This window comes from Nostoc sp. DedQUE08, from assembly GCF_034530895.1.
Classification (GTDB): Bacteria; Cyanobacteriota; Cyanobacteriia; order Cyanobacteriales; family Nostocaceae; genus Nostoc.
The window spans coordinates 132,731-149,198 of the sequence record NZ_JAVRCD010000010.1; the positions used below are offsets into that span (position 1 = coordinate 132,731).

General features: G+C 41.6%; 17 protein-coding genes and 1 tRNA gene. 8 read left to right on the plus strand and 10 right to left on the minus strand.

The window, feature by feature from the left end; all coding sequences use genetic code 11:
• Positions 1–105 precede the first annotated feature (105 nt).
• Positions 106–786 carry a riboflavin synthase gene (locus RMY64_RS09570; RefSeq protein ID WP_322672261.1) on the minus strand — a complete coding sequence of 227 codons (681 nt, stop codon included), beginning with the start codon at positions 784–786 and terminating at the stop codon, positions 106–108.
• Between the two features lie 340 nt (positions 787–1,126).
• Here RMY64_RS09570 and RMY64_RS09575 point away from each other — a divergent pair, with 340 nt between their 5' ends.
• The 4 genes from RMY64_RS09575 (at position 1,127) to RMY64_RS09590 (ending at position 5,731) form a co-directional block, all read left to right on the plus strand.
• Positions 1,127–1,624: a bifunctional nuclease family protein gene (locus RMY64_RS09575; protein ID WP_322672260.1), complete on the plus strand. Its 498-nt coding sequence runs from the start codon at positions 1,127–1,129 to the stop codon at positions 1,622–1,624.
• 174 nt (positions 1,625–1,798) lie between these two features.
• Positions 1,799–2,929, plus strand: a complete 1,131-nt coding sequence (locus RMY64_RS09580) for an aldo/keto reductase (RefSeq protein WP_322672259.1) — start codon at positions 1,799–1,801, stop codon at positions 2,927–2,929.
• A gap of 296 nt (positions 2,930–3,225) precedes the next feature.
• Positions 3,226–4,929 carry an ABC transporter ATP-binding protein gene (locus RMY64_RS09585; protein WP_322699889.1) on the plus strand — a complete coding sequence of 568 codons (1,704 nt, stop codon included), beginning with the start codon at positions 3,226–3,228 and terminating at the stop codon, positions 4,927–4,929.
• A gap of 184 nt (positions 4,930–5,113) precedes the next feature.
• Positions 5,114–5,731, plus strand: a complete 618-nt coding sequence (locus RMY64_RS09590) for a Uma2 family endonuclease (protein WP_322672257.1) — start codon at positions 5,114–5,116, stop codon at positions 5,729–5,731.
• 28 nt (positions 5,732–5,759) lie between these two features.
• On the opposite strand, the gene RMY64_RS09595 is transcribed toward RMY64_RS09590, so the two are convergent.
• Together RMY64_RS09595 and RMY64_RS09600 are read right to left on the minus strand one after the other, a co-directional pair.
• Positions 5,760–5,990, minus strand: coding sequence for a type II toxin-antitoxin system HicB family antitoxin (locus RMY64_RS09595; protein ID WP_109012102.1), 231 nt, complete (start codon positions 5,988–5,990; stop codon positions 5,760–5,762).
• Positions 5,990–6,202 carry a type II toxin-antitoxin system HicA family toxin gene (locus RMY64_RS09600; protein ID WP_322672256.1) on the minus strand — a complete coding sequence of 71 codons (213 nt, stop codon included), beginning with the start codon at positions 6,200–6,202 and terminating at the stop codon, positions 5,990–5,992. The genes RMY64_RS09595 and RMY64_RS09600 overlap by 1 nt, the downstream gene beginning before the upstream one ends.
• 95 nt (positions 6,203–6,297) lie before the next feature.
• Between RMY64_RS09600 and RMY64_RS09605 the strand changes: the two genes are divergently transcribed.
• Entirely contained in the window at positions 6,298–6,900 is a 603-nt protein-coding gene (locus RMY64_RS09605; protein ID WP_322672255.1) for a hypothetical protein, read from the plus strand.
• Positions 6,901–7,035: 135 nt separating this feature from the next.
• Here the strand turns inward: RMY64_RS09605 and RMY64_RS09610 are convergent, their stop codons facing one another.
• Positions 7,036–7,917 (minus strand): LysR family transcriptional regulator, encoded by an 882-nt coding sequence (locus RMY64_RS09610; protein WP_322672254.1) that lies wholly within the window; start codon positions 7,915–7,917, stop codon positions 7,036–7,038.
• Between the two features lie 688 nt (positions 7,918–8,605).
• On the opposite strand from RMY64_RS09610, the gene RMY64_RS09615 reads away from it, so the two are divergent.
• Together RMY64_RS09615 and RMY64_RS09620 are read left to right on the plus strand one after the other, a co-directional pair.
• Positions 8,606–9,163 (plus strand): hypothetical protein, encoded by a 558-nt coding sequence (locus RMY64_RS09615; protein ID WP_094349133.1) that lies wholly within the window; start codon positions 8,606–8,608, stop codon positions 9,161–9,163.
• 77 nt (positions 9,164–9,240) lie between these two features.
• Positions 9,241–9,885 (plus strand): DUF3318 domain-containing protein, encoded by a 645-nt coding sequence (locus RMY64_RS09620; protein WP_292729213.1) that lies wholly within the window; start codon positions 9,241–9,243, stop codon positions 9,883–9,885.
• A gap of 143 nt (positions 9,886–10,028) precedes the next feature.
• On the opposite strand, the gene RMY64_RS09625 is transcribed toward RMY64_RS09620, so the two are convergent.
• Positions 10,029–10,826, minus strand: a complete 798-nt coding sequence (locus RMY64_RS09625; protein ID WP_322672253.1) for a 7-carboxy-7-deazaguanine synthase QueE — start codon at positions 10,824–10,826, stop codon at positions 10,029–10,031.
• A gap of 198 nt (positions 10,827–11,024) precedes the next feature.
• Between RMY64_RS09625 and RMY64_RS09630 the strand changes: the two genes are divergently transcribed.
• Complete coding sequence (locus tag RMY64_RS09630) at positions 11,025–12,074, plus strand: sugar transferase (protein ID WP_322672252.1); 1,050 nt, start codon at positions 11,025–11,027, stop codon at positions 12,072–12,074.
• A 283-nt stretch (positions 12,075–12,357) separates the two neighbouring features.
• On the opposite strand, the gene RMY64_RS09635 is transcribed toward RMY64_RS09630, so the two are convergent.
• From RMY64_RS09635 to rsfS, 5 genes are all read right to left on the minus strand, one after another.
• A complete protein-coding gene (locus RMY64_RS09635) occupies positions 12,358–13,812 on the minus strand; it encodes a YcjF family protein (RefSeq protein WP_322672251.1) in 1,455 nt (484 codons plus the stop codon).
• Positions 13,813–13,924: 112 nt separating this feature from the next.
• Positions 13,925–14,001 (minus strand) — tRNA-Met (locus RMY64_RS09640).
• A 46-nt stretch (positions 14,002–14,047) separates the two neighbouring features.
• Complete coding sequence (locus tag RMY64_RS09645; protein ID WP_322667280.1) at positions 14,048–15,001, minus strand: asparaginase; 954 nt, start codon at positions 14,999–15,001, stop codon at positions 14,048–14,050.
• Positions 15,002–15,152: 151 nt separating this feature from the next.
• Positions 15,153–15,653, minus strand: coding sequence for a CGLD27 family protein (locus RMY64_RS09650; RefSeq protein ID WP_322672250.1), 501 nt, complete (start codon positions 15,651–15,653; stop codon positions 15,153–15,155).
• On the minus strand, positions 15,650–16,108 hold the full coding sequence (rsfS, locus tag RMY64_RS09655) for a ribosome silencing factor (protein WP_181928677.1): 459 nt from the start codon (positions 16,106–16,108) through the stop codon (positions 15,650–15,652). Before rsfS ends, RMY64_RS09650 begins: the two co-directional genes overlap by 4 nt.
• Positions 16,109–16,468 lie beyond the last annotated feature (360 nt).

A 16,468-nucleotide genomic window follows, 5' to 3' on the forward strand; every position in this document is an offset into this window, starting at 1 on the left:
GGGGAGCAGGGGAGCAGGGGAGCAGGGGAGCAGGGGGAGGAATAACTAATGCTCTATACCCCATTCTTAATACCCTACTCACCACTCTCTATCCCCATTCCTAAATTACAAATACCCGTGTTCTGCTAGGAATGCGGGTGTAATGCCATCTATACTATTGTCATCATTAGCTCTGGTGTGGGGGTTGCCAGAATAAAGGAATTTTTCGACGTATTTGCCGAGAATATCCCCTTCTAGATTCACTAAACTCCCAGAAACCAAATAGCGAAGATTTGTCTCGCTGTATGTCAGGGGAATTACCGCTACTTTGAATTGGGAGAGTTCTGGCTCATAATCGGCGACTGTGAGGCTGATGCCATTGACGGCAATGCTACCTTTGGGGACAATGTACCGTGCGATCGCAACGGAAGCAATAAAGGTCATTTCCCAAGAACTAGCCGTTTGTTCTGCCACTAGCAATCGACCGATGCCGTCTACATGACCCATCACAAAATGACCCCCAACTTTGCTGCCTACCTTTAGCGACGCTTCTAAATTGACATATCTCCTTTGGGTTTGCTCACCTCCCAACGTTGTCCGGCGTAGAGTTTCCGGTGAAGCCGTGGCAATAAACCCGTCTTTTAAAACTTGTTCCACTGTCAGGCAAACACCATCTACAGCAACACTGTCACCATAAGCCAAATCTTGCATAATTACTTCACCCGACTGGCTTACACAAGTAATTTGCCAAGAATCGCCCCCCAAGGGTTCCATCGTTCCTAATGCCTGGATTAATCCTGTAAACACGGCTTTTTTGTTAAACTAACTCTATTTATTGCCTAATTTTGCCTGAAATCAATTGGTAATTATCACAGAAATCTTGAACATCCAAGTATATTTTCTGACTTTTTTTCGCATAGGAATATTAACACATTAGCATCCTTCACAGGGCATACTTGGGTAAGAAGGTTATTCTCTAAGAAGACCAATTTGACTTACTCTGGTTTTCACCACAAGTTCGGAGTTTAATAGAAGCAATTATAGAGAACGAATGCTTATGTTTATTACTGTCACCAAACCGCCTAAAAATGGGTGCTATTTATTACACGGCATCCAAGACTCTCAAAGCATTGTAGAGGCTTAGGCAATGATTGAAATGAAAGTCGCTGGCATAGCATTAGATGCCATAACCCGCAGCCCGATCGTCCTTTTGAAAGATTCTTCAGATCGGCGGGCTTTGCCAATTTACATTGGTCAGGAACAGGCTAGGGCAATTATGGGCGCACTGGAGAATCAGAAGCCTCCCAGACCCTTAACTCATGACCTGATTGTGAATCTTCTAGAGACTTGGAACATGACTCTAGAAAAGGTGATCATTCATTCCCTGCAAAAGGATACATTTTATGCAGCTTTAATTGTCCAGCAAGGCGAAATCAAAAAAGAAATTGATGCGCGTCCTAGCGATGCGATCGCCATTGCCCTCCGTACAAATACTCCCATTTGGGTAATGGAAGAAGTCATTGCCGATGCTTCTATCCCTGTAGATCGCGATGCAGATGAAGCCGAACAGCAAGCCTTTCGTGAATTTATTTCTAATCTCCGTCCTGAAGATTTGATCAAGCGCTTTGGTAATGACGACAGCTAAATTAAAGTTATGAGTTAGGAGTTAGGAGTTATGAGTTATTTTGCTTCAACTCTTAACTCGTAAGCAAAAAAAGTTAGGAGCAGAGCCGGAGACGCTCCGCCTCCGGTTAAGAGTTATGATTTACTTCTTTCAACTCCTAACTTATAACTCCTAACTCCTAACTCTTTGTTAAAAATGCAATACCGACGCTTTGGAAAAACGAATCTGCGCCTCTCGGTTTTTTCCTTGGGAACGATGCGCTACCTGGCTGATTTTGAAAATGCTCACCAGACCATCGAACAAGCCTTAGCGCTAGGAATTAATCATCTAGAAACCGCCAGAGGTTATGGCAAAAGTGAGGAGTATCTTGGTAGGGCGTTAAAAGCTGGGTTGTCAGTACCCCGAACGAAGCTTTATGTCACTACCAAAATCTCAGCCACAGCAGATGCTGACACCATGCGTCGGTGCATCGACGAATCTCTAGAACGATTACAGCTTGATTATTTAGATTGCTTGGGCGTTCATGGTTTGAACACTTGGCAACATTTGGAGTGGGTGCAAGCCAAAAATGGCTGTATGCAAGCAGTAGAGGAAGCTGTTGCTGATGGTCGGGTGCGACACGTTGGTTTTTCCAGCCACGGGTCATTAGAGGTAATTCAGGCAGCAATCAATACAGATTTATTTGAATTTGTCAATCTGCATTATTACTATTTTTTTCAACGGCACGCACCAGCAATTCAACTAGCTGCCGAAAAGGATATGGGCATTTTCATTATTTCCCCTGCTGATAAGGGAGGACGCCTCTACACGCCACCACAAACTCTAAAAGACCTATGTTACCCGTATTCACCCTTAGAACTGAGTTATCGTTTTTTACTTGTTGATGACCGTATTACTACTTTGAGTATAGGGCCAGCTAACCCAGAGGAATTAAGAGAACCTTTGCAAATCGCTGACCATGATGGAGAGTTAACATCAGCAGAAATTTCCGCTTTCCAACGGTTAGAAAATCATCAAAAAATTGCTTTGGAAACTGATAATTGTAGCCAGTGTTATGCTTGTTTGCCTTGTCCAGAAAATATCAATATTCCAGAGATATTGCGGTTACGTAATCTTGCCGTAGCATACGAAATGAAAGACTATGGCCAATATCGTTACGGAATGTTTGAAAATGCAGGTCACTGGTTCCCTGGAATGAAAGGCAACCGTTGTACAGAATGCGGTGACTGTTTGCCTCGCTGTCCAGAAAAGTTAGATATTCCAACTTTGTTAAAAGATACTCACCAAAAATTAAATGGGAAAGCAGGTAGGAGATTGTGGGGATAAAAATGTAAACAGGAGTCAGAATATCCGTTAACTTCAGCATGGTATTCACCACCCAGTCGCATACTCGTCATTCTAGCTCCTGAGTTCTGAGTTCTTTATTGTTAAAATTATATAAAGATTAATAGAGTCAGGAAGATCCGCCCAAGCTGGGGTGTCTCACCAAAAAAGATGAAAATTAAAAAAAAAGAAATATCCTACGCCAATCACTGACGGTTTTCCGCTACAGTGGACGGGCTGTAAGCCTAGTATGGACTACTAGCCGATCGCTTACTATTTTTCTGGCTAGTTTAACTTTAATGGCTGGTCTTTTACCGGCGGCGATATCCTACATTAGTAAGTTAATTGTTGATGCAGTGGTATTTGCATCTCAAGTGAACTCACAAAGCAATGGTTCTGTCAATATTTATCCTTCACTATTTTATGTAGGATTAGAAGCGATCGCTGTAATTTTACTAGCAGGTAGTCAGCGGGGAATCACCATTTGTCAGTCGTTATTACGGGCGCTAATGGGTCAGCGAGTAAATGTACTCATCTTAGAAAAGGCGCTGACACTCGATCTTAGGCAGTTTGAAGACTCAGAATTTTATGACAAATTGACCAATGCCCGACGAGAAGCATCGGTTCGTCCCCTTTCTTTAGTAAACCGCACCTTTGGGTTGGTGCAAAATGCCCTTTCCCTAATTACCTATGGGATTTTGCTAGTAAATTTCTCAGTTTGGGCAGTGGTGGTACTGATTTTGGCAGCTATGCCTGTATTTATTGCTGAAACAAAATTTGCTGGAGAAGCCTTTCGCTTATTTAGTTGGCGTGCGCCAGAAACCCGACAACAGCACTACTTAGAAAATCTATTAGCAAGAGAAGATTTTGTCACAGAAGTCAAACTCTACCAGTTGGGAGAAATGCTGCTAGGACGTTATCGCAGCCTGTTCGATCAACTATATGGCGAAGACCGCGATTTAACTCTGCGGCGAGGACTTTGGGGATATCTCTTGAGTTTGGTCAGTACAGGTGCTTTTTACCTAGCTTATGCTTGGATTGTGCTGGAAACAGTGTTAGGTAAGATTTCTTTGGGAGATATGACAATGTATCTCACTGTGTTTCGCCAAGGACAGTCTACTTTCTCCAATGCCCTCACTTCTATTGGAGGGATGTATGAGGACAACCTATATCTATCAAATCTCTACGATTTTCTGGAAGAAGAAGTACCAAAATCTTGGGGTAAGGCAACTATTGGTTTAAATTCCCAAGATGGTATCCGTTTTGAGAATGTCTCATTTACTTATCCGGGAAGTTCCAAGCCAGCATTGAGAAATATTTCGCTGCATCTCAAACCCAGAGAAAAACTGGCAATTGTGGGTGAAAACGGTTCCGGTAAAACTACCTTAATTAAACTACTTACCCGACTTTACACCCCGGACTCAGGGCGAATTTTCTTAGATGGCTTGGATTTGCAGGAATGGGATGTGGATGTGCTGCGGCGTCGCATTGGTGTGATTTTTCAGAACTTTGTCCGTTACCAGTTCACTGTGGGGGAGAATATTGGCGTGGGCGATGTAGAACATCTCGAAAACAAAACACAGTGGAAAACTGCTGCTGAAAAAGGCATGGCCCAATCTTTTATTGACCAATTACCCCAAAGCTTTCAGACTCAACTTGGTCGTTGGTTTAAGGGAGGACAAGAACTTTCTGGGGGACAGTGGCAGAAGATTGCTTTGTCTCGTGCTTTTATGCGATCGCAAGCAGATATCTTGGTGTTAGATGAACCAACATCGGCAATAGATGCCCAAGCTGAATTTGAGATTTTCAATCATTTTCGCGCGATTACTCAAAATCAGATGGTACTTTTGATTTCCCATCGCTTCTCAACGGTAAGAATGGCTGACAAAATTCTAGTTATAGAAAACGGCGAAGTTATAGAACAAGGAACTCACGAAGAATTGTTACAGCTAGGAGGACGTTATGCCAAGTTGTTTCTCTTACAAGCTGCTGGTTATCAATAGGAAAAGAAGTTAAAAGACTATGTGAATTGAGATAGCGATGCCTACAGTCGGCTGCGCCTACGCTCACTTTGTAAAAAGCACATAAAACCTCTATCTAACCTGTTAACCAGTTCGGTCAACATGGATAAAATATCTTTAGTGCCTAGACGATCCGTATTGTTAAACATTGTTACCCGATAAAATTATGCAAATAACAAAACAGCGATACTATACCCCAGAGGAATATTTAGAGCTAGAAGAAGCTGCTGACTACAAAAGTGAATACATTGACGGGCAAATAATTCCTATGGCGGGTGGAACAGTAAATCACAATCAAATAGCACTTAACTTAAGTACTGAGTTGAATTTTGCTTTTAAAAAGCAGAATTACCGCGTTTTCATGGGTGATGTTCGTCTGTGGATACTCCAAAAGCGTACCTACACCTATCCAGACGTGATGATTCTGGCGGGTGAACCGGAGTATTTCAACAACCGAAAGGATATAATTGTCAACCCACAGGTCATTGTGGAGGTTTTATCAAAATCTACCAAAGGCTACGATCGCGAAGATAAATTTCAGGCTTACCGAACTATTTCCACTTTCCAAGAATATCTATTAATTGACCAAACACGAATTCATGTAGATCAATTTTCCAAAACCGGGAAAAAGCAATGGGCGCTTCGTGAATATGATGAAGAAGATAAAGCGATCGCACTTGTAACCATACCATTTGAAATTTCTCTACAAGATTTATACAACAAGGTGAAGTTTGAGCCTGTTGAGCCGGAAGCTGAAAGGATTGATATTGAGGGATTGAGGTAAAGTGCGATGCACTGTATCTTAAAAATATTTAAGCCACTTTTAACGGTTTTTGAGGAAAAGTAATTGGCTCTGGCAAAGGTTTTCCTTGCTCTTCATACCATTCAATCAGAGATTCAATTACCTCTTGCCCATGTTTAGCAGCTTCTTCATAACTCTTACCATGAGTGTGGAATTGCTGCCAAGGAAATTCCGGTAAGTGTACTAAGTAGCAATTATCCTCATCTGACCATTGAATTACCATACTATAGCGATCGCTCATTATTCTTCCTCTATTTCTCTTAGTTGCTTCAAAACACGATTAACTTGTTTTTCTAAGTATCGAGGTGCATCGTCTCCATCTTTCCCAGCAATAGTAACTGGTTCATCAGGTATCAATAGGTGAGTCCAGAACGTATGACTACCTTTAGCAGAACGGTAGACAAACCCAGCCCTCAACAAAATAGTTTTTAACTCTCTGATTTTTTTGGGCATCTACCCTCAATTTAAATAACTATGTTATTATCTTTTTAGTACATAAATACTATATAAATAACTCAAATTTTTACTAAATATTTTTGAGGTCAAACTTGTCTCTATCAGAAGCCATTAAGCTTAAAATTTATGAAATTGTAGAGCAAAATCAAGATTGGTTTCCAATATGCTTTACTTTCTACAAAAATGCAAGTAATTACTTAATTGATGAAGGGCATCCCAGTCAAATCTCTTATAAAGACTTGTTTCTCCAAGAATATGTAAGCGGAGATGCCTTAACTTCTGGTTACATTATAGGTCAATTTCATGCTCTAATAGCGTCTCAAAAGGCAGCATTTATTGCTATTGCAGTACCCGATGTACCTTTGGCAAATTCACAGAGGGAACATAACAATTCTATTTTGCAAGGGATAGCTCAACCATTTAAAGCAGAATTTGATGGTACATCATGGGGTGAAGACGGAATCATTGAATGGGATGCTCAAGATACTTTTGCACCAACTCATCCAGAGCTTACTTTAAATAGGGATATTTGGAGGTTCCCTCTGGAAGTAGGTACGTGTTCACCAACAACTTTATGGGTTCGCTTTATGGATTGGGGTGGTTGGGCGAGATGGCCTTATCATTCTCAATATATCTATTTATTTGCAGCCCCAAAGCAGCTTATGAGAATGAAGGACTCTTTACTAAAATTTTAGTGAGTAGTAAAAATTGGGTTGAGTAAGTAGCATCTATTATTAATTTTTTACTTAAAAAAACTATATTTTTAAATACAAAGTTTAAATGTTTTGTTATTTTGCATAGCATCTTTGCCAGAAGAAGATCGTCATTTCTCAACAGATACTTCTGACAACTTGTAAAAATTCCCTTAGTACAGGTGTCATATCTTCTTCCCGCCACACTATAGCCGTTTCTACTAATGGTGTTTTCTCCTCTAGAGTACGATAAACTACACCAGTTCTCTGAAGATTTTGCAATGAAGACGGTGCGATCGCAATCCCCATTCCTGCTGAAACCAATCCGATAATCGTCTGCATCTGAATCGCTTCTTGAGTCACTTTTGGGCTGAAGTCTCCTTGCTGACAAAGATTTACGATTTGATCGTAAAGCCCGGGCCCCAAATGGCGAGGGAACATGATAAAGTTTTCGTTTACTAGCGATCGCACTGAAATCTTTTCTTGTTCAGCTAAAGAATGAGTTTCCAACATAGCGACAATTAACGCTTCTTGCTGAATGCACTCTTGATTGAGTGTCTTGTCTTCTAAGGGCGGATGGGCAAAACCTACATGAATGTGCCGATTCTGTAGCGCTTGCTCCTGCTGAGCTGTGGTTAATTCTTGCAATACTAACTCTACTTCTGGAAACTGTTCTCTAAACCGCCGCAAAATCACAGGAAGCAAATCATAAGTTGCCAAACTGGTAAACCCAATTCGCAGTAGTCCCTTTTCACCTCTTCCCGTTTTTTGGGTTAGCTCAATTCCTTTTTGGAGTTGAGTTAAAACTTGATACGCTTCTTGCAAAAAAACTTGTCCTGCTTCTGTTAGTTGCACCTGTCGTTTGGTTTTACGGTGAAACAGTTCTACCCCCAATTGCGCCTCTAATTGCTGAATTTGCTGGCTTAAGGGCGGTTGAGCGATGTGCAGTCGCTCGGCGGCTCTACTGAAGTGCAGTTCTTCAGCTACAGCAATAAAGTAGCGCAGGTGTCGCAATTCCATTTTCGTGATATTTTATAAGTTTTAATTTTCTATAGATATATAAACGCAAAGAGGCACAAAGTAGCGCAGAGGTTTTAGAAAATTTATAACAAAAACTAGAGGTGCGATCGCTATCATTAATGCTGATTTATGCATAATATTTCTTGATATTCATAATCCAAAAAGTGTTGCTAGCTACAATCATTATGTGAAAAAGATTGTTAATTCTAATATAAAATTGTATTAATTATCATGCTATATTATTCAACTTTAAAAGTAGTATTTGAGGCTTTTACGTATATTTTCAAAAAATTTAGATGCTATGTATAAATTATTTAAACTTTGCTTTATATTTCAATTTGATTACAAATCCTGCCACCATGCTTGCTCTAGCAAGACATTCATTCAAATTATAAAAAAATTAAAATTTAAGGGAGTTAGGACTATATGCTTTATTAGCTAAAATTTGAAAAACAGTAATGATTACTTCTTTAAGAATCAGCAAAAGTCATCCAAAAAATATCATTCATAGGGACGACCGAACGTCTATTTTTCTTATCTTCAATGCCCCATACCCCATAACCCATCCCCAATACCTTAATTGCATACTTATATGCGATCGGAAGTATCCACACCAACCCAAACAACTGCCCCTAGCAGGTTAAACTAGGTCTGGTAACAACTGCTCCACGTTCCTTATGAGGCTTTTATGGGAGCTAACCTCAAACAGATTGCCAACTATTTAGACAACCTTGGTTGGGACTACCGTTTTGATGATGAAGAAGACCGGATTATAACAGGTGTAGAGGCTGATAATCTAGAAGATTTCCTAATAGTTGTCCAACTGGATGAAGAAGGAAAATTTTTCCGGGTATTTGCCCCTCAAGTTCTGGGAGGAATCCAAGACCATCCTCACAAGGCAGCTATCCTCCAAACAATGCTTGCAATTTCCTGGGAAACCAAAATGTTGCAATGGGAGTATGACCCATCCGATGGTGAAATTCGTGCGATTATTGAGTTTCCTTTAGAAGACTCAATTCTTACAGAAAAACAATTTCACCGTTGCCTGAGTGGATTAATTCAGATTGTGGATGGCATAGCAATACCTCGCTTGACAGAAGTGATGGCAACAGGTCTCGATCCGGGGAATATAGAACTTGGGGAAAGACTATTACTCAGTATCCAAGAAGAAGCCCCAGGATTGTTAGATTTACTAGAAAAAGCAATGGAAGCACGAAAAAAGCGAGGAACTTTTCCTAGTGAGTGAGACGGATCGTTACTTAAATAGCTATACTCCAAAGTGATACCCTCACTATATACTGAAATTTTCTGGGGCTGGATATTATGACATCCTATGCAACCTCCTCTGCCAAAGCGGAAATGAGCGAACTCCGGCGGTTGAAAGCTTTACTACCACCAGAACTGCAAAGCTGGGTCACGGTTGAAGGCACAACTGAGGTCAATCCACCCCTGGTTCGCTGCGAAGAAATTGGTAAAGACCAGGTAGAAATTCAAATTGATTTGGTGAAATGGGATGCCCTCGCAATGGATCAGCGTAATCTGCTGTTCTGGCATGAGGTTGCTCGCGTTCAAAATGACACAATTCCTAAAGATGGTTGGGAAATGGCAGCACTGGCCATTGGTTTAGGTGGTGCTGTAGGAGAATTGTGGGTACAAGATGGATTGCTGCTGGTGTTAGCTTTGTCGCTTTGTGGCGTGTCAGGCTGGCGACTGTACCAAAAGAATAATGGGGAAAAGCAACTAAGAGAATTGCTCAATGCTGATGAGAAAGCGATCGCTTTAGCAACTCGTTTTGGTTATAGCCTCCCCAATGCCTACAAGAGTCTTGGTAGCGCCTTGAAAACCCTGATTGATAATACTCCTAGTAAGCGCCAACGATCGAGATACGAAGCAAGACTCTCTGCCCTAAAACGCAGTGCCAATAAGGCAAAAGCTAAATCCAAAGCTCCAGATGAGGGCGCACTATAGCAACTTCTATTTGAAATGGAATAAATCAGCCCTGCTGCTAGTAATTGGGCTGCTGCCTTCCTAATTCATGAGAGGCAACAGCCCGATTACCATTTCATAAAATCTTACTTTTTTCTTGACTACATCTTTATCAAACTAAAATTTTACAACTGGTTCAGCATTTTATGGGTCTGGGGGATCACGCGCACGTGCTTGAGAAACCCCTTCATCAAACCTTGCCACATCAAAACTCGATCGCTGGAAGGCGCAAGTACAGGCACTGGAGAAAATTGTTCTGATACTGCTAAAGGCGTGACAGGTTGTAAAAATACTGGGATATCTGGACTAACCTCTGCCACCAACAAAGCTGAACGTTCCAACTCGGCGGGATCTGTGTCTTGAGACACAATTATCTTGACAAAAACATTTAAATATGAGTCATGACATAACTGGAGAAATTTACTATGTTCTTGCCAATAACTTTCGCCGCTAACACTGGGCAGTTTTAAATCCATACCTACAGAGTCTAAGTATGGGATAATCATTGCTAGTTGTTCTGGGCGATGTCCGCCAGTTTCTAAGTATATAGGTAGACCAGTTATGGCTCGCACTTGGGGTAGAAACTGCGTTAAAAATGAAGCATGAAGAAGTGGTTCGCCGCCAGTTAAGCTAATGCTATCGTGTAGACAAGGTAGATTTTGCTGTTCCACCCATTCGAGTAATATGGGTAATGAGACGGGGTTAGAGTGAATTTCAAAGTCGCGCAATCCAGGCGATCGCTCTATCCGACAAGTTGTAGGTGCACTCCAAGTGTGAGCACTATCACAAAAGTGACAGCGCAAATCACACAAAGCAAAACGAATAAATATCTGACGTGTCCCGACATTCAGTCCTTCCCCTTGAATGGCAGAAAAGACCTCAATCAGGCGTGCGGTAGGTGTAACCGTATTTTTAGCAATCATTTGATCAGAGCAACGCGATCGCGCTGCGTCGGCACAACAGCAAGGATGTTTTTTGGCTTCTTGTTCTATTGTGAATCGTCGCTAGCGATCTCCAATCTCAGCCCCGGTAAATAGCAGTTAGTCCTGATTACCACTAATTCCGATATTAGGTTAAGTAATTTTGTAGGACAAAGTAATGTTTGGCATATTACATTATACATGGCAACGAAAGTGCAGAGCTTCATGACTAGCCAACCGACAGAGGTCGATTTTCCAGTTAATTCCCTAAACGACATGGCTATAGTGCAGGTGCCGACGCGGTTGAGCGTGCTGGAGGCTTTAGGCTTTAAGCAAACCTGCCAAGGCTTAATTGGGCCCAATTCACATCCTAAGCAAATCATCATTGACTTTCACCAAACTACTTTTATCGATAGTAGTGGTTTAGGTGCCCTGGTAAGTAATTTTAAATACGCTCAGACTAAGGGGATTACATTAACACTGCGGAATGTAACACCTCAAGTCATGGCAGTCCTAAAACTCACAGGGTTGGATCAGGTTTTTGCTTTAGAGCTTCTGGGGGATGGGTCGTTAATAGAACAAGATGACGTAGTAGATAATCGGAAGACAACTTCCCGTAAAGTAGAGCAGTTACCCACTACTCACCCTTCTATGGCATCTTGGATGAAACGGTTCTTAGATATTGTCGGGTCAGTGATTGGTTTATTAATTACAGGAATTTTGTTTATTCCAATTGCGATCGCGATTCAAATTAACGATCCCGGGCCCATTTTCTTTAGTCAAATTCGTTGTGGTTGGATGGGTAAGCGGTTTAAAATTTGGAAATTCCGCTCTATGTGTGTGGATGCAGAAGCGAAGAAATCTGAAGTTAAAAACCAAGTGCAAGGTGCTTTTTTCAAAAATGAGAATGATCCCAGAATTACTAAGGTAGGGCGCTTTTTACGGCGAACTAGTCTTGATGAATTACCCCAATTTTGGAACGTCCTCAAAGGAGAGATGAGTTTAGTAGGCACTCGACCACCTACACCCGATGAAGTGGAACGCTATGAAGTACCTGAGTGGCAACGTTTAGATGTAAAACCCGGCATGACTGGCGAATGGCAAGTAAATGGACGTTCTACAGTCCGTAGTTTTGAAGATGTAATTCGTCTGGATTTGCAGTATCAAAAAAATTGGAGTTTAGTGTACGATTTAAAGCTAATTTTCAAAACTATAGCTATTCTGTTTAATAGAAACAGTGGTGCTGTTTAGCTAATTATCCTTATTCACAATTTTTTGAGAACTAGCAATCACGATATTCTTAAATACACCCAAGCCTAAAATAGGCTTGGGTAAATTTTAGGTTTACTAACAGCAGCACACAAGTGTCAGCCAATTTTGGTTTTGAGATTTTAGACTGATTTATTAAAAGAAAGATGTTTATGTATTTTTATCCTCTATTAAAATTATGGGTTGAAAAAAATTTTGGATTTTGAATCATTAAATCCAAAATCCAAAATCCAAAATCTAAAATTTAGCGATCCTGTGTATAAGATTATCCCATTGCCTTCTGAACATTAACTACTTCAACAGGCTGCACTTCTGGTAACAAACGCTTCATGCCTTGCTTAACAAACCCCTGCAAAAAACCAATCTGCTGATTTTGCTGAAATACCTTTTGCAAGGTTTGCCGCAAATTCTCCAAATTCAAACCAGTTCCAGAATCTATCGCTATTTCCTGCTGTTGGAAATACTCAACTAGACTTAACCCTGCGACTCTAGTCAGATAAGCTGCACTTACTCCTTGCACTACGCCACCAGCAACAAAGGTAACGGCATTACTTTTCAGAACAGTACTAATAGCCTTTGTAGAAAGTTCAACTAAACCCAATTTCAGCATCAAACTTCCCATTGTTCCAGCTACGGTTTGTGCCTGTTCTAGGGAAAATTTTTGCTGATAGATATTACCCAAATCCATTACCATTTGAGCATTAATTGCCGCAGTTGCCAGAATATCAAAGGCTGGTACTGGGTTAGCAAAGGCAGCAGCAGCAGCTATCCACTGATATTGTTCAATAATTGGGGTGGCGCGATCGCGTCTGGTTCCATTCAGCCAATTTTTCGCCTCAGCTTTCAACAACCCAGCTTTCCTCATGGTTGTCACCCAAACTAGCCGTTGTCCTTGCTGTGCCAAAACTTCACCCAACTGGTGCGTTAATTGCTGAATATCTGCTGCTGGTTGCTCCATCCACTCTTGCACAGAACCATCAGCCTCATGCTTTCGGACTTTGATGGCAATGGGAGAGGCCGCAGTTGCAACTACATTTCCCTGCATCCGCTGTTTCAATTGACTAAAGATGTTGGCGCTTTCATCAGTTAAATACTGGTCTTGTTTGTTGAAAACCAGCATATTAGGCTGATTTGCTGCCTTTAGCTGCTGTAAGGTTTGAAATTCTGAATCTGTCAAATCACCGTTTGTCAGAAATAGCACAAAATCAGATTTTGCTACTTCTGCCAAAATAGCTGCATCTGAATTTTCACCTGTTTCTCTAAACAAAGGTGCTGTCTCTTGTAAAAACACGGAATTTTGTGTCTCTAAATTTTGTAGCACTTGAATTAAAGTGCTTTTACCCACGGATTTCCCGCCAGTCACAGCAACTTTAATTTCTTGTCTGTCTAATTCCAGCAACAATTGGGCAACTTGTTCTCTGAGTGTCTCTAAGGCTGAATGGTTTTCTGTTTCTTGTGCTAGTTGGTTAATTACAGTTTCAGATTTAGCGATCGCACTTTCCACAGTCGCTCGGTCAACCACCATACCATCTAGCTGCTTTAAACTGTCTTTGGGGCGCTTTTGCTGGAATAACCACAAACCACCACCTACAGCTAAGGCACTCAACAAACCGAACTCACCCACCTGCAATATAGAATCGTGCCAACTGTCCAACATCCACAGGGAAAAGGAAAGTCCCAATCCTCCCACTAAAATTGGTCGCTGCAACTTCACAACCATGATTCTCCGCGCTTTTTGGATGGCTATTTCTTCCAGAATAGATCAAAATAAAACAAAACCCTGCAATCTTTACTGATTGTAGGGTTTTGTTTTATTTTTCTTATTTTTTATGTGGTGGCGGGAAGTGGATTTGAACCACTGACCTTCGGGTTATGAGCCCGACGAGCTACCAGGCTGCTCTATCCCGCGTCGCTCTTAACTTTTATAGCATAACCTATAGTCAAGAGTTTGGCAACTACAAAAATGATAATTCTCCAATTACTTCTAAACGCTTGTATTTTCCCAAGGTGACAAACTTTTCTGAGAGACTTTCGGCGGCGCTGGGACTAATCCACCCCATTTGCTGAAGTAAATGAATAGCAACGGCATACTTTGCTCGTTTTGCCCCATCCATGACTTTGATTGCCAATCCCAAGCCTTCACCGAGTCTACCAATGCACTGCACTCCTTCGGCACCAGTTTTACTGACTAGTTCTCCTGGAGTTAAGCGCATCAGTTCCGTATCAAATTCTCCATCTCCTGCGACCATCGCGGGGTGATGAGTCATAGCACGGACAATCCGCTCCATATCCAAGTTGGTACTAGAGGCTAGCAGTGCATATAAAGATGCCATGTGACCGAGTTGCATTAGATAAGTTGGTGCGCCACAATCATCATGAGCGCTGATAAATTCTGCGGCTGGCATTCGCAGCAACTCTGCTACTTTGCCCAAAATCAACTGCTGTATTGGGTGCTTGCGATCCAAGTAGTTATTCAAGGGCCAATGGCGTTGCTGACAAACGGCTAACATTCCGGCATGTTTTCCAGAGCAATTGTATTCCAGAGGACTCCGTTTGCCTTCAGGAATTGGACACTGGAGTGTAGTCGGGTCGAGATCGGCTCGCCAAAGGATGTTAAATACCTGTCGGACTTGATCTACTTTTCCTTTATGAGAACTTGTGATAATTGCTAAGTCGCGATCGCTGAGTTGATAGCGTTCCAGTGTACCTGTGGTGGTGACAGCAAGTGCCTGAAACGGTTTGAGGGCTGAACGGATAAATGCAGCAGTTTCAGAATTTCCGGCAACGGTTAGAACCCGTCCTCGTTCGTCGCAGACAACAGCTTGGACTATATGCCTGGATTCAATAATACCTTCCCGCAGCAACCGGACTTCCAGTGCTGTGGCTTGAGTTCGTTTTCCCATTGTCATGGGTTTATATTTATCACCTTTTTTAATTAAATTAGTCATTGGTTATTAGTCCTTTGTCCTTTGTCCTACCCTGCGGGAAGCCGCTGGCGCGTCTATGTCTTTTGTTTATTTACTAATGACCAATGACTAATGACTAATGACTAATGACTCTTTAAAACAAATGCCAACCTATAGTACCAATAACGTACATTCCCGCCAACCCAGCGAAGGTAAATTGTAACCGTCGCAGAATGGGTTTGATCTCGTATGCAACAATTAAGCGATCGCGGTTAAGGACTTCCTGTGGTTTAGTCCAAGTTTGACCGTCGTACCAGCCGGACTCTTCATAAAATACTGTGGGACTACAAAGGCGATCGCACACGTAGTACCAGCCTAAGTATAACCTTACCAGTATCAGCACTAACCCGACACTGGCTCCTGCTGCACCACAGAGAATAAAATGTGCAATATACTTGTGAGGAGGAAAACTTGCCGCAGCTATAGGCCCTGCAAAGAGCCAAGATAAACCCCAAATCCAAACAAGTTTCGTGATATACTCGCGCCAATGTAAAGTGGTATCACGAAACAGCCAGGAAGTTTTTAACTCTTCGTATTCATTGAGTGGTTGTTGGTCTGTAGGAACTGGGCAATTAGAAACCGAAGACCTAATCATGTTGGCTTACCCTCACCTTCATCAGATTCTGGAAGGGAAATACGTTCTGCATGAATCCAGAACGCTTCTAAATTATAAAACTCCCGTTCCTTGGGCATCATGATATGAACGATCACATCACCGTAATCTTGTAGTACCCAACTGCCCTCGACTTTTCCTTCTGTCCTTAAAGGACGGCGTTGCAACTCAGTTTCGACTTTTCCTTCAATTGCTTGAGCGATCGCCCTTACCTGTACCTTAGAATAGCCAGTCATCATCACAAAGTAATCCGCCAAGTAAGATACCTCTGCTACTTTGAGCAATAGAATCTCACCTGCTTTGCGATCTGATGCCGCAACAGCGATCGTTGCAGCTAATTTTTCGCTCGCCTCTTCGGTTTGGCCGTGGCTTATTACCGCACTCTTCGTCAGTGGGACAGATTGCAATGGGAAATTTCCTTGGAAATAATCAGTCATTAAACCTCAGGTGCTTTCTTCCTTTTGAAACAATTGTTGACATTTACTTACAAACAACGAACAATTGATCTGACAAATATGCCAATAGGTTTTTTTGAATACTAACAAAAAAACAGGTGTCTATGGGATTAGTTTGATAATTGGCTGTTTAGATTTCGATATCCGCAACAGCTGAAAAGCTGATGGTTATTGTGCAGCGATAAATCAACCAATAGCTTTGCAGCAGGAATTGACAGCGAAAATAATTGCAGATTAATCAAACAGCATAATATGTAATCTAAAGCTAGTAATTTGCAAGTAACTACACATCTACGCTTTATACTGTCTGCTAAAAATTACGATACAACACAGCATACTAAT